The sequence below is a fragment of the Methylobacterium sp. WL7 genome (genome assembly GCF_008040085.1).
Lineage (GTDB): Bacteria > Pseudomonadota > Alphaproteobacteria > Rhizobiales > Beijerinckiaceae > Methylobacterium > Methylobacterium mesophilicum.
Genome location: NZ_VRVG01000009.1, coordinates 69,625 through 83,407 on the forward strand (window position 1 = coordinate 69,625; position 13,783 = coordinate 83,407).

The following is a 13,783-nucleotide window of genomic DNA, read 5'->3' on the forward strand; positions in this document are numbered from 1 at the left end:
GGCTACAGGTTCTCGACGGGCGCGGCGAAGACGTAGCCGACGCCACGCTCGGTGACGATCAAGCGCGGCGCGGTGGGATCCGCCTCCAGCTTCCGGCGCAGCCGCAGGATTTGGACGTCGATGCTGCGGTCGAACACGTCTTCGTGGACGCGGGTGGCCTGCAGGAGTTGCTCGCGGCTCAACGGACGTTGGGGGGCGTCCAGGAAGGCCACCAGCAGCGCGTATTCGCCCTTGCTGAGGGCGACATCCGCGCCCGCGGGGTTGGTGAGCCGCCGGCGACGCCGGTCGAGCACCCAATCGTCGAAGCGGCTCCGGTGAGAATCCTGCGCCCGTGCTGGGACGGGCGCGACCTCGGCTCGCCGCAGGATCACCCGCACCCGAGCGAGCAGCTCACGCAAACCGTAGGGTTTGACGAGGTAATCGTCCGCGCCGAGTTCGAGACCGATCACCCGGTCGATCTCGTCCCGGCGGTGGCCGGTGGTGATGATCACCGGCAGGTCGCTCCTGACGCGCAGGTCGCGCAAGAGATCCAGCCCGTTCTCCGATCCCAGTCGCAGGTCGAGCACGACAAGATCGAACGTGCCCTCCGCGAGCCGCTTCTCCGCCTCCGCTCGGTCCGTCGCCGGCGTGACGTCGACGTCGTGGTCGGCGAAGTGGTCCGAGACGATGCGCTGCATGCCCGCATCGTCCTCGACGAGGAGGATGCGGGTCGTGCCGGGGCGTGCGCTCCGCCCGTGACCCCGGTGCAGGCTGGGTTCGACCATGGCTAACTCCGCTTCGCGGCAGCGTGCCGCGACGGCGCGATCTCGATGCGCCGGCTCAGGGATCAAGACCGCCGCCCCGGATCGGGGGACATCGCCGCCCGGGACACCGCCCCATCCTTCGCCGACCCATCCCGGCCGGCCTTCAGGGCACTTCCGGACGTCGGGCCTCGTACGGCGGAGCTGATACCATGCCCCCCAAAGGATTGCGCCCTTCACATTGTGCGAGGCAACACAACACGAGCATTCGCCCTGGACATAGCTGTATCTGGGGAGCAAATGCCAGTTTGTTACCGCTGTAATATGGATCGATGCTGATCGACATGGCGACGTAACGCACAAATACCATGGTCGAATTCTCACAGTGGAGAGGCGGCCATGATTGACGCCGTGATCCCGCCGGTCTATCCGCGCGGCCGCAGACACTTCCGTAAGTCCGGACCTGATTGGCGGGACCCCGTAGCGGGCACCGGGCAGCCGCCGGCCAGCCGATCCCGGGACTGGGCCGACCCGGCTCCACCTGCGGTCACGATCCCCCGAACGGTACGCGGCACCTTCGCGTGGCTGCTCGATATTTTGACGATCGGTTTCGCCTACGGTGGATGTATCCACCATACGCATCCTGATTATCTCGAATTTCTCTCAGATATTGGCGCTAAATATCAGCACAAACGATAATATCTTCGGTTTAATTTATACAAAATTGCAAAAGTCGGATCGGCAGAAGCGCCTGCATGATGACCTACATCTCGGCCGACGTGCCCCTGGTGGAGGCGGCGCGCGATCTCGACCGATTGCGCGAACTCTGCCCGCAGCTCGTCACCGCCAAGACGCTGCTCGCAGGCCATTTCAACACGCTCGAGGTTGCCGACCAGGTCAACGCGATGATCGAGCGCTTCCTGTCGGTCGGCCTGACGACCCGCATGCCGTAGGGGAAAGCGGCGCGAAGGCCTTCGGACGGGCTCCGTCGGTCACGCAACGGCGCGGGTATGCGCGCCATGTTTCACTCCCTCGAAGGAGAGCGGCCCGCGCCCTCCTGAACCCGCGGCGTCATGTCCCAAGCGCGGCCCTCTCCGCTCGGATCAGCGGGACGGCACCCTGACCGGACGCCGTCCGACGTCATCGCGCGCCGACGTCACGGCACCGGCCCCTCTCCGGCCCGTCGCCGAGAAGGCGCCGCGCCGACGAAATGACCTGAAGCGTCTGAGTGCTCAGCTGCTCCTGCAGCGCCCGTCGCTCATAATGCCGTAGGCGAGCAATCAGGTCTTCGGCACCCGAGACCCCGTGATCTTTTCCGCCGATCATAGATTCCGTGATCGTTCGCCTGAGCAACGCCTCGAAGACGTCGTCGCTATTGGCCAGACTTGCAACCATGAAGACTTCTCCTTTTGCGAGGCGACAGCCTTCTTCGAAGGGCCAAGTTACGGCATGATTTCGGAGTCTCTGACGCACGAAACACGCTGCACTGGACGTGCTCTTGCGCACACGGGAGCCATTCGCGCGTCCTCCCCCGCAGGCCTCCGCGTGGAATGTTATGATCGTAACCCTCGGGCGAGGTTCCGAAATCGTCCTGTAGCCCGGGTCTCCGCAAGTTCGCGCGCATCACAGCAGCGAGGACCTCCGGATGAACGACACCGAAGACAGTACGCTCCACGCTGGCATTCCCGAGCCGTCCGTCGGCATCCCGATGCTGACGGTGGCGGAGCTGGAGGCTGATCCGCACGGGGTGTTCCGCGCTTGGCGACCCCGCCTGCCCCTCGTCGGTCACGAGGTCGCCGGCTTCCTCGTGCTCCGCGCCCGCGATGTCGATCTGCTGATGCGCGATCCTCGCGTCCAGGCGACGGAGACGCTCTATCCTGAGGCGCGCGGGATTCCGGAAGGCCCACTGTTCGACATCTTCGCGCACGGAATGCTCAACGCCAACGGTGCGGTTCATCGTCGGCGCCGCTCGCCCTTCACCCGCACCTTCGCGGCCCGGATGATCGAAGGCCTGCGCCCGCGGATCCGCGCTGCCGCAGAGAGCCTCGTCCAAGACTGGATGCCGGAGGGGGAGACCGACCTTGTCGGGCGTTACACCGCCCTGATCCCAGCCCAGACCATAGCCGAAATCCTCGGCCTGCCGCGCGGAGACATCCCTCGCTTCACGCGTCTCGCCTACGAGGTCTCCCGGGTGCTGAGCTTCACCTTCGGACCGGAGGACATCCCGGAACTCGAAGCGGCCGCGGTCGCGCTACAGGATTATGTGCATGCACTTCTCGATGCGCGCCGATCGGCGCCCCAGGACGACTTCCTGACGCGCTTCCTCGCGGAAGCCGAGGCGGCGGGTGAACTCACCCCCCAGGAAGTGATCATCCAGCTCGTGCAGATGATCATCGGCGGCACCGATACGACCCGCGTCGCCGGCGCCATGCAGGTGGCGCTGCTGCTGCAACATCCCGAGCAATGGGCGGCGGTAAGAGGCGATTCCGGCCTGATCCCGGCCGCGGTAGCAGAATCCCTGCGCTACGAGCCGAGCGTCGGGTCCGCTGGGCGGGTAGCCCGGGAGGAGATCCGCCTCGACGGTCATGTCGTGCCGGCCGGAAGCCTGATCCTGCTCTCGACCCTGTCGGCGTTGCGGGACGAGGCCGTCTACGCGCATCCCGACACGTTCGACGTCCGGCGCACCGACCTACCACGCCTGCATCCGGTCTTCGGCGGCGGCGCACACCGGTGCATCGGCGAAGCTCTGGCGCGGATCGAACTGGAGGAGGGCCTGGGCGCCCTGACGCGCCTAGCCCCGCGCCTCCGCCTGACCGGCGCGATGCCGGTCCTCCAGGGCCACAGCGGCATCCGACGCATCGATGCGCTGAGGGTCGCCGCGTAGCACCTTTACCCTCCGGTGGAGGCGCGCCTGCTTCGATCACGCTCCGCAGCTGCGCTCTGACAGGCCGCCCCCAGCTTCGCTCCCCGTTGCCGTCGCGACAGCACGGCAGCCGCTCTCCCCGCGCGCGAAGTGCGTCCGACGGAGGTATTCCTTCGGGCGACGCCAGCCGCAGGGCGTTCCAACTCGATCCCGAGCATCGCCCGCCCAACGGTCGACGATGGTCGCAACGTTGCGATCCTGTCGGGATCGACGCGTCTTGACGCATCGCACTTGGGCCGTCGGCGCCGGTGAGCCCGACCTCCCGCCCGTGATCACGGACGAGGGCGGCCAAGTGCTCAGAGCCTCCGGATCAAAAGCTGGATCTCGCAGCGGGCGGCCGCTGGAGGGGCGGACGTTCCAACGGTGCGCATGAGCGCAACCCGACCCCCTGGCCTGGATGCGGTCACGCGCGGTTGCACATCGTATCCGAAGATCATCGAAAAAGATTGCAGCGCGTAATATCGATGGCGAATAAATTGGCGTGTTTCTAATGTCATGAGTTTTCAGATCGAAGAAATCATGGCGTAAGATCGCCGCTGCACTCCTGATACGCCACGATCGGGAGTATGAGACCATGAATTCTCATCGGACCAGAATCACGGCGGGCGCCGCGATCGGTGTCATTCTCTTGCCCCTTGCAGTCCCGACCGCCGCACGATCGCACCCGGCCCCGCGCTTCACGCAGCCCGACGTGCCGAGCCTCGCCGCGATCAACCACCCTCTTGCATCCCGGACGAGCCGTGACGTTCGTTCTCCCGCCGTCGAGCGCGAGCACCTCAGGGCGCAGCGCGTCATCAGCCGCGTCTGCTCGGGCTGCTGATGCCGGCGATGTTCCTTCCGGAAGCTCCCGCCGTGGCGGTGGACACCTTTCCTTTGCTCGGTCGCGCGCGGCGGGTGGCTGACTGGGCCCAGAGTGTTCGCCGACGCTGTACCGTCGCCACAGTATGGGACAGTCCTTTCCTCGCCGTGGCGCCGATACCGTTGATTCTGGGGTTGGCATCCGCGACCGCGCCGGAACCTGACGCCCTCGGCGTCGCCGGGCTTGCCGCAACGTGTCTTGCGCTGCGCGTTCAGCGCCTTCGCTCCACCGCCCGGATGGTGATGCAGCAACGAGACAATCTCGCGCGCTTGGCCGCCCCTGCTGTCGCCCGATGGATCGCGGACACCGACTTCAACACTTTGCGCGCCGGCTGGGAGCAGGAGGCAACGGTGCTGTTTGCCGACATCTGCGGCTTTACCCGTCTCTGCGAAACCCTGGCGCCGAGCGACGTCGCAGCATTCCTTGCCGATTTCCGGGGCCGCGCCGCGCGGGCGATCGAGGCGGCGGGCGGCCTTGTCGACAAATTCGTGGGCGACGAGGTCATGGCCGTGTTCGGCGTGCCGCAAGCAACGTCCGAGGATGCCGATCGCGCCGTCGCGGCGGCCCGCGCGCTTGCTGCTGCCATGTCGGACTGGAGCCGCGAACGGGAGCAGGCGGGTCTATCGCCGGTCCGTATCGGCATCGGGCTGCATCGCGGTCCGGTTTTCTTCGGCGCCATCGGGGCGGAACGCGTCGAGTTCACCGCGGTCGGCGACACCGTCAACGTGGCGCGTCGCCTGGAGCAGATGACCCGCACCCTCGCCTGCGGCTGCATCGCATCAGAAGCCGTTGTGCAGAAGGCGACGTCCGGCGAGGCACAGATCGTGGCCGTCACGCCCGTGCGCGGAGCCTGTGCCGTCAAACGCCTGTTCGCGATCTCGCTTCACACCTAGCCGCGGACCGGTTTGTCCATACGCCTGAAGTGTCTTCCGAATGCGTGCGGAACAAACTCGACCGAGGCTGGAAGCTCCATCGGGTCTGTGATGCGCGGAGCACCCTCGTTCGGCTGCAGGCGGGGCACGGTCAGCAAAACGAAGTCGACCGGGCCGCCGAATTTACCTCGGGGCTAAACTGCGACTTCGGCATCTCAGCCCAGGCCTACGATGCCGAGCCTTTTCACGACACGATCTTGGAAGCATGAGCGGACCGTCGATCTCGCCACGGTTTAGCCGGCGGCGGCCGCACGCATATGATCGCCATCGTTCCTCCGCACGTTCTCAATGCGCGCTGCCGGTCTCGAAGAACTTGAACAGGAACAGCGCTGCGATCACCCACACCACCGGCTTCACCTCGCGCGCGCGGCCGGTGAGCAGCTTCACCGCCGCGTAGGTGATGAAGCCGAAGGCGACGCCCGTGGCGATCGAGTAGGTGAACGGCATGAGGAGCGCGGTCACGCAGGCTGGGATGACCTCGGTGGAATCGTCCCAGGCGAGATCCACCAGCTCGCGGAGCATCAGACAGGCGACGTAGAACAGCGCCGGCGCAGTGGCATAGGGCGGGACCGCGCCGGCCAACGGCGCGAAGAACAGGCAGGCTAGGAACAGCACCGCCACGGTGGCGGCGGTCAGCCCGGTGCGTCCGCCCTCGGCCACCCCGGAGGCGCTTTCCAGATAGGCGGTGGTGCTCGATGTGCCGAGCAGCGAGCCCACGAAGATCGCAGTGGAATCGGCCAGGAGCGCGCGGTCGAGGCGCTGCATTCGGCCGTCGGTGAGCAATCCGGCGCGGCTCGCCACCCCCATCAGGGTGCCGGTGGCGTCGAACAATTCGACCAAAAAGAGCACCAGGACGACGTGGAGCAGGCCCCCCGACAGGGCGCCTGAGAGGTCGAGGGCGAACAAGGTCGGCGTGATCGAGGGCGGCATCGAGACCACGCCCTCGAATGTGTTGCCGGCGACGAAAAAGCTCAGCCCCGTGACCGTCAGGATGCTTGTGAGCAGAGCCGCCCTCACCCCTCGGGCGGACAACGCGGCGACGATCAGGAAGCCGATCACCGCCAGCACCGTGCTCGGCTTGTGCAGGTCGCCGAGGGTCACGAACGTCGCCGGGCTGGCAGCCACGATGCCGGCGTTCTTGAGCGCGATGACGGCCAGGAACAACCCGATCCCGACCGTGAGGGCGATCCGCATCGAGCGCGGGATGCCGTCGACGATGATCGCCCGGAGGCCCGTTAGGGTGACGGCCAGGAAGCAGAGGCCGGAGATGAACACCGCGCCGAGCGCCGCCTGCCAGGTGAAGCCCATTCCGAGCACGACCACGTAGGCGAAGTAGGCGTTGAGCCCCATCCCGGGCGCCAGGGCGATCGGGTAGTTGGCGTACAGGCCCATCACCAGCGAGCCGAGCGCCGCGACCAGGCAGGTCGCCACGAACACCGCGCCTTTGGGCATGCCGTCATCGGCCAGGATGCTGGGATTGATGAACACGATGTAGGCCATCGTCAGGAAGGTGGTCAGGCCCGCGAGCAGCTCCGTGCGCACGGTGGTGCCGTGCTCGGCGAGCCGAAACCGGCGCTCCAAGAGGCCGAATTGCCCGGCCGCTGGGATCGCGACCTTGCGCGCGTCGTCCATCATCCCTCCCCGCCGCGGCCGGCCATCGTGGCCCGGAAGATCCTGTCGGGCGCGAAGGGGGTCGCGGTAAGCCGGGCCCCGGTTGCGTCGCGGATCGCGTTGCCGAGGGCCGCCGCCACCGGATTGAACGGCGACTCGCTCATCGACTTCGCGCCGAGCGGCCCGACGCTGTCGTGGGTCTCGGCGAACAGCACTTCCGTGTCCGGAACGTCGGCGCAGGCCGGGATGTGGTAGTCGCGCAGCGTCCGGGTGGTGACCCGGCCTCCGGCGTCGATGGAGACATCCTCGTACAGGGCGGCGCCGATCGCCTGCGCGATCCCGCCCTCGACCTGGCCGCGGCATTGCATCGGGTTGATCACCCGTCCGGCGTCGGCGGCATGGACGCTCCGAAGGATGCGGACCTCGCCGCTCACCGGGTGGACGGCCACCCGGAAGGCCTGGACGTTGAACGCCACCGAACGGGGGCTGCCATCGGCCCGGCCCCGGGCCTCGAGCGGGCCGATCTCCGCCAGCAGCAGGGATCCGCCGGGCACCGCCACGGCGTCTCCGGCCAGCCGGCATGCGTCTATCCCCGTACCGGATATCTCCGCTGCGCGCGCCCGGATCATCACCGCCAGCGCCTCGGCCGCGCGGAGCACCGCCAAGCCGGCAACCACGGTGCCGGTGCTGCCGTAGGCGCCGGTGTCGTGGTCGACGGCGTCGGTATCCGCCCCCGCGACCCGGACGCGGTCGGGGGCAGCGCAGAGTGCCGAGGCCGCGATCTGACGATGGACCGTGGCGGTCCCGTTGCCGAATTCGGCCGTGCCGACCCGCACGGTGAAAACGCCGTCCGGATCCAGGCTCACCCGCGCGTCGGCATGATGGCCGCGGGGCGGGATCGTGTCGATCATGGCCATCGCCATGCCTGTGCCGGCCCGCCAGCCGGGCTCGGGTTCCGGCCCAGGATCGGCGCGCAGGGCCTCCTCAGCACGGTCGAGGCATTGATCGAGACCGTAACTGCCGAAGACTACGTCGTGTGGCTCAAGACTGTTCGACACCATCGGGTCGCCCGGACGGACGGCGTTGATCCGGCGCAACGCGAATGGGTCGATCCCCAACGAGCGGGCTACTTCGTCGAGGGCCGATTCGAGGGCGAAGATCGTCTGGCTCAGCCCATAGCCCCGGAAAGCACCCGACGGCACCGTGTTGGTGAAGACGGCGTGGCCGTCGACCCGCTTGTTCGGGCATTTATAGGCGGCGAGCACCTCATTGCAGCCGTGATGAATCACGCCGCCGGCATGGTTGCCGTAGGCGCCGGTATCGGAGAGCACGTCGAGGCTGATCGCCGTGAGGCGCCCGCCCCGCCGGGCGCCGACCTTCACGGCGACCTGCATCGGGTGGCGCGTGGTGGTCGCGCTGAACTGCTCCTCGCGGGTCAGCTCCCATACCACCGGCCGGCCGGTGCGCAGGATCGCGAGCGTGACCAGATCCTCGGTCAGCATCTCCTGCTTGCCGCCGAAACCGCCGCCGACGCGGCCGCACAGGACCCGAACCGCATCCCGTTCGAGCCCGAACAGGTCGCACAGGGCGTCGCGCGTCAGGAACGGCACCTGGCTGCTGGTGCGCAGCGTCAGCCGCCCGTCCGGGTCGCGCCACCCGACGGTGCCATGCGTCTCCAGGGCGACGTGCTGGACCCGCTGTGATCGGAAGGTCTCGGCGTAGACGACATCGGCCTCGGCGAAACCCGCCTCCACGTCGCCGATCTGGCCGTGGACCTCGGCGGCCAAGTTCGGATGGCGCGTCAGCGGAGGCGCGTCCGCGCCGGGCCGGTCCGCCGGATCGTGGATGATCGGGGCATCCCCGGCGAGGGCTAGGACGGGATCGAAGAGGGCCGGTCGCAGTTCGTAGGTGACGCGCAACGCCCGGCAGCCGGCCTCCGCGGCGGCCTCGGTCTCGGCCAAAACGGCCGCGACCCGCTGGCCGACGAAACGCATGATCGAATCGAGGACCCGCGTGTCGGCGGCGTCGTCGCGCGGGTCCTCGTGGCGGCCGGTGGAGAACGCCTGCTGCGGCGCATCCGCGTGGGTCAGCACCGCGACAACCCCCGGGACGGCGCTCGCCGCCGCGGTGTCGATCGCGACGATGCGGGCATGAGCGTGCGGCGAGCGGAGGACCTTGAGGTGCAGAGCGCCGTCCGGCGGCGCATCGAGGGTGAAGCGCGCTCGCCCGGTCACCACCAGGGGCGCGGCCGGAGCCGGCAGGTTCCGGCCGATCGGGTCTCCCTCCCCGGCGACATCGCGATGGGCGATCCCCGCAACGGCATCCCGGATCGCACGGTATCCGGTGCAGCGGCACAAATTCCCTTTCAGGGCCGTACCAAGGTCCCGCTTCTGCCCTTGGTTCAGGGTCGCGGCGGTCATGATCATGCCGGAGGTGCAGAAACCGCACTGGAAGCCCTGGGCGGCCAGGAACGCCGCCTGCACCGGATGGATCACGTCGGGCGCCGCATCGCCCGGCCGGCAGGGACCGGCCAGACCCTCGATGGTGGTGATGCTGCGGCCCTCGGCCCTAAAGGCCGGGACCAGGCAGCTATGCACCGGCTCGCCGTCGAGATGGATCGTGCAGGCGCCGCAATCGCCGGCGTCGCAGCCCTTCTTGACGCCGTACCAGCCGGCCTCGCGCAAGTAGGTGCGCAGGCACTGGCCGGGGCGCGGCTCGCCGGTATGCGCGTGGCCGTTGACCGTGAATCTCATGCCGCAGCCTTGTCGGATAACGCTTCGCGGATCTCCTCCGCGAGGTGGCGGGTCATGTGCGCCCGCCACTCCGGCTTTCCGTGCACGTCGTCGTACCAGAGGTCGTCCGGGATCGCGGCCTCCAGTGCCCGGGCGAGTTCCCGGCGATCCGGCAGGCCCGCGAACGCAAGGCGCAGGGGCTTGCGGATCGAGGCCGTGACGGTGAGCGCGAAGGCGCCGTCGGACTCTCTGGTGCCGATCAGCAGCGCCCCCGAACGGCCGTTCGGACTCAAACTGATGCGCTGGAACGCGGTGCGGCGGGTCAGGGCGGCGGCCAGGATGATCACGCTGCGCAGGATCTCCCCCGGTCGGAGTGCATTCCGTTGCGGCCCGAGGACGAATTCCGTGACCGGGAGACGGCGCTCGCCGCCATCCGATGCCCAGATCACGCAGGTCGCCTCGAGAGCCGCGGTTAGCGCGGTCATGGGCCCGGCCGGCAGGGCCATGCACAGGTTGCCGCCGACCGTCGCGACGTTCCAGATCTTGAACGACCCCAGCAGGGCCCGGCAGCACTGCCCGACGAGCGGAGCTGCAATCCAGTTCGACGGCAGTTCCAGCCGGTCGAGCTGGGCTATGGTGCAGGTCGCCGCCAGCGTCAGGCCGTCGGGATCGACGGCATGCGGCGACCAGCCGAGCGACGCGAGGTCGACAAGCCGCCGCGTCGTCGGCTGCGGCTCCGAGAACAGCCAAGTCCCGCCGGCCAGACAGGCGTCGCCGTCCTGCCAATCCGGCAGGTCGGCACGCGCATTCGGGCGGAGGATGGTGTCAATCGTGTTGAGGTCCACACGCCCTCCTTGGCCTCGAATCGCCCGGATCGCTGTTCGGCCTCACCATATGCCGGCCGATGCGCGGCGTCGGTCAAGGGACGCGGTGGAGATATGGCGCCTCCGGTCCTAAGCTCAGGCTTCGAACATCCTCTCGGAGATCATCATGGCTCTGATAGCATCGCGGTATGGCAAGGATCGCGTCCGGGTCCTACGGTTGACCCGTTCCGGCGACCACCATGTGCCGCGGGAGCTGACGCTTTCGGTGATCCTGACGGGTCAATTTGAGGACGCTTGGATACAGGGCGACAATCGGGCCTGCATCGCCACGGACAGCATGAAGAACATCGTCAACGTGACGGCGGCCAAGAACCCGTCCCTGAATGCGGAAGCGTTCGTGGCTGCCGTTGCAAAGGTCCTGCTCGACACCTACCCGCAGGTCGAGGCCGTGGCGATCGAGGCCGAGGAGACCCGCTGGCTGCGTCACGCCATCGCGGGAATACCGCACGGCCATACCTTCACCCGCGACGGCAACGGCTTCGGCTTCGTTGGGCTGCACACGGACCGCTCGGGGTCGATCCTGTCGTCGGGCTTGCGCGGCTACACCTTCATGAAGACCACGCAATCCGGCTGGACCGGCTTCGTCGCAGACGGCTACCGCACTTTGCCGGACGCCACCGACCGTATCGCCGCCACGAGCATGGACGCCACCTGGACCTGGTCGTCGCCTCCGGCGGATTACGAGGTGGCGAACGCGCGGATCCTCTCGACGCTGCTGACGGTGTTCGGGACGCGTTACAGCCGCGGCGTGCAGGACAGCATGTACCGGATGGGCGAGGCCGCGCTCGACGCGGTCCCGGAGGTGGCCGAGATCGCCTTCGTGATGCCGAACAAGCACTATGTGCCGATCGATCTCAGGCCGTTCGGATTGGACAACCCCGGAACGGTGTTCCTCCCCACGGACGAGCCGTCCGGCCGGATCGAGGCGACGATCGGCCGAACCGGCTGAGCGCGCGTCCTCTGGTGCGTTTCGAGACGGCCAGTTCGATACAGCGTTGCTCGGCTCTCAAATCCTCGCGATTGGAACAGCCTCGCACTGGTCGATGGGTACGCGTGCAATGCACGGACGCGTTGCAGAACCGCACGAGCCAGAAAGGGCCTGCCGACCGGGTGCGTGCGAAGGTGCGCGGCCCAATCGGGTGACACAGCGATACTTCGCGTTTCGTCACTGAATGTTCCAGCGACCGATGGCCGTCGCTGTTCGGATAACCGTGGAGCGGGCGAAACGATCGTGCCCGATGCGTGGCAGATATGCTGAATTACCGCGGCCGAGTGTATAATTATCGACGAAAAACGGAAAATACGGCGTAGCATAGATTAAGAGACGATATTTACGCCTGCAACCCCTGCGTGCGCCGCTAAAAGCTACGGGCTGGACGCGGCCCGCGAGCCAAACAGTCGTCGTTTATTTCATGTTCGACCATTTAACCTGCAGTCAATCCGCTTCCTGATACAGCCGCCTGAAGAAAAACCGCGACGCACGGCACCAGCACGCCTTGCATCCCGTCAGAGCTTCCGGAGGACATCATGTTCAATCGCCTGGCGGGCGCGCGCGACCGGGACGCCAAGCTGGCCGCCCTGAGCCGGTCCCTCGCGACGATCGAATTCGCCCTGGACGGCACCATTCTGGATGCCAACGACAATTTCCTCGCAGTGATGGGCTACACCGTCGCCGAGATCCGCGGGCGCCACCACAGTCTGTTCGTCGACCCGGCGGAGCGCGAGGGCGAGGCCTATCGCCAGTTCTGGGATAAGCTGCGACTCGGCACGTACCAGACAGCGGAATACAAGCGCTTCGGCAAGGGCGGCCGCGAGGTCTGGATCCAGGCGAGCTACAACCCGGTGCTCGATCGTGCCGGCAGGCCGACCAAGATCGTCAAGTTCGCCACCGATATCACGTCGCAAAAGTTGCGCGCCCTCGACCTCGACGGCCAGATCGCCGCGCTTCACCAGTCTCAGGCGGTGATCGCCTTCACGCTCGACGGGACGATCCTGAGCGCCAACCAGAACTTTCTGGACGCCGTCGGGTACCGGCTCGACGAGATCGTCGGACGTCACCACGGGCTGTTCGTCACCGACGCGGAACGGTCCAGTGAGGCCTATCGCGCCTTCTGGGCAGCGCTGGCGGCCGGCGAATTCCAGTCCGCCGAGTACCGGCGGATCGGCAAGGACGGCCGCGAGGTCTGGATCCAGGCGACCTACAACCCGATCAACGATGCGAGCGGGCGACCGGTCAAGGTCGTCAAGTTCGCAACCGACATCACCGCCCAAGTCCGAGAGCGCCAGCGTCGCGCCGAGGCCCAGCAGGCGATCGGTGCTGACCTCGACGCGATCGGCCGAGCCGTCGAGGACGTGACGCGTCAGACCGGGACGGCGGCCGATACCGCCGGCCGCGTCTCCATCGATATCCAGGCCATGGCGTCCGGCGCCGAGCAACTTTCGATCTCCGTGAGCGAGATCAGCCAGCAGGTCAGCCACGCGGCGTCGATGGCGGGCCAGGCCGTGACGCAGACGCAGCAGACCGGCAGCATCGTCTCCGGCTTGAGCGATCAAGCCGCGCAGATCGGCGACGTGGTCGGGCTCATCGCCGGCATCGCCGCGCAGACGAACCTCCTGGCGCTCAACGCGACCATCGAGGCGGCGCGCGCCGGCGAGGCCGGCCGCGGCTTTGCGGTCGTCGCGTCCGAGGTCAAGGCTCTCGCCGAACAGACGGGTCGCGCCACGGACAAGATCCGCAATCAGATCGCCGCCGCCCAGTCGGCCACCCGTGAAGCAGTCGGTGCGATCGACACCATCCAGGGTACGATCCGGACCTTGAGCGACGTCTCCTCGAGCATCGCCGCGGCCGTGGAGGAGCAATCCGCGGTCACGCGCGAGATGTCCGGCAGCATGCAGACGGTCTCCCACGGGGTCTCGACCATCGCGGCCGGCATGGACACGATTGCCCAGGCCAGCGAGCAGGTAGACCGCGCCACCCGCCAGGTGCGCGAGGCTTCGCGCTTGGTGGGATGAGATCTCGAAGGCTTCGCCGGGCGCGCGTCGGATCAGCGCGTCCCCCGGGTCAATTTTATAAGATCAATCGCCCAAATCCTGATACTCCGG

10 protein-coding genes and 1 pseudogene are annotated in these 13,783 nt (G+C 67.4%); 6 read left to right on the top strand and 5 right to left on the bottom strand.

The annotated features are described in order from the left end of the window. Positions 1 to 2: 2 nt before the first annotated feature. A complete protein-coding gene (locus FV233_RS04595; RefSeq protein ID WP_147853538.1) occupies positions 3 to 764 on the bottom strand; it encodes a response regulator in 762 nt (253 codons plus the stop codon). Positions 765 to 1,139: 375 nt separating this feature from the next. Here FV233_RS04595 and FV233_RS04600 point away from each other — a divergent pair, with 375 nt between their 5' ends. Then, complete coding sequence (locus FV233_RS04600) at positions 1,140 to 1,439, top strand: hypothetical protein (RefSeq protein ID WP_147896736.1); 300 nt, start codon at positions 1,140 to 1,142, stop codon at positions 1,437 to 1,439. Positions 1,440 to 1,504: 65 nt separating this feature from the next. Continuing rightward, positions 1,505 to 1,693, top strand: a pseudogene (locus FV233_RS04605) (alpha/beta hydrolase); the annotation flags it as partial. 187 nt (positions 1,694 to 1,880) lie between these two features. On the opposite strand, the gene FV233_RS04610 reads toward FV233_RS04605, so the two are convergent. Further along, positions 1,881 to 2,135, bottom strand: a complete 255-nt coding sequence (locus FV233_RS04610; RefSeq protein WP_147853536.1) for a hypothetical protein — start codon at positions 2,133 to 2,135, stop codon at positions 1,881 to 1,883. A 250-nt stretch (positions 2,136 to 2,385) separates the two neighbouring features. Here FV233_RS04610 and FV233_RS04615 point away from each other — a divergent pair, with 250 nt between their 5' ends. Together FV233_RS04615 and FV233_RS04625 are read left to right on the top strand one after the other, a co-directional pair. Beyond that, on the top strand, positions 2,386 to 3,624 hold the full coding sequence (locus FV233_RS04615) for a cytochrome P450 (RefSeq protein ID WP_147896737.1): 1,239 nt from the start codon (positions 2,386 to 2,388) through the stop codon (positions 3,622 to 3,624). Positions 3,625 to 4,515: 891 nt separating this feature from the next. Further along, positions 4,516 to 5,415, top strand: a complete 900-nt coding sequence (locus FV233_RS04625; RefSeq protein WP_246689904.1) for an adenylate/guanylate cyclase domain-containing protein — start codon at positions 4,516 to 4,518, stop codon at positions 5,413 to 5,415. Positions 5,416 to 5,739: 324 nt separating this feature from the next. On the opposite strand, the gene FV233_RS04630 is transcribed toward FV233_RS04625, so the two are convergent. The 3 genes from FV233_RS04630 to FV233_RS04640 are packed head-to-tail and all read right to left on the bottom strand — an operon-like array spanning position 5,740 to position 10,642. Next, complete coding sequence (locus FV233_RS04630; protein ID WP_147896739.1) at positions 5,740 to 7,086, bottom strand: NCS2 family permease; 1,347 nt, start codon at positions 7,084 to 7,086, stop codon at positions 5,740 to 5,742. Next, the gene (locus FV233_RS04635) at positions 7,086 to 9,818 is read right to left on the bottom strand and encodes a molybdopterin cofactor-binding domain-containing protein (protein WP_147896740.1); all 2,733 of its coding nucleotides are present in this window, start codon (positions 9,816 to 9,818) and stop codon (positions 7,086 to 7,088) included. The genes FV233_RS04630 and FV233_RS04635 overlap by 1 nt, the downstream gene beginning before the upstream one ends. Next, positions 9,815 to 10,642: an FAD binding domain-containing protein gene (locus tag FV233_RS04640; protein WP_147896741.1), complete on the bottom strand. Its 828-nt coding sequence runs from the start codon at positions 10,640 to 10,642 to the stop codon at positions 9,815 to 9,817. The genes FV233_RS04635 and FV233_RS04640 overlap by 4 nt, the downstream gene beginning before the upstream one ends. Before the next feature lie 145 nt (positions 10,643 to 10,787). Here FV233_RS04640 and pucL point away from each other — a divergent pair, with 145 nt between their 5' ends. Continuing rightward, positions 10,788 to 11,630 carry a factor-independent urate hydroxylase gene (gene pucL / locus FV233_RS04645; protein WP_147896742.1) on the top strand — a complete coding sequence of 281 codons (843 nt, stop codon included), beginning with the start codon at positions 10,788 to 10,790 and terminating at the stop codon, positions 11,628 to 11,630. Between the two features lie 578 nt (positions 11,631 to 12,208). Next, positions 12,209 to 13,693, top strand: a complete 1,485-nt coding sequence (locus FV233_RS04650; protein WP_147896743.1) for a PAS domain-containing methyl-accepting chemotaxis protein — start codon at positions 12,209 to 12,211, stop codon at positions 13,691 to 13,693. Positions 13,694 to 13,783: the final 90 nt, after the last annotated feature.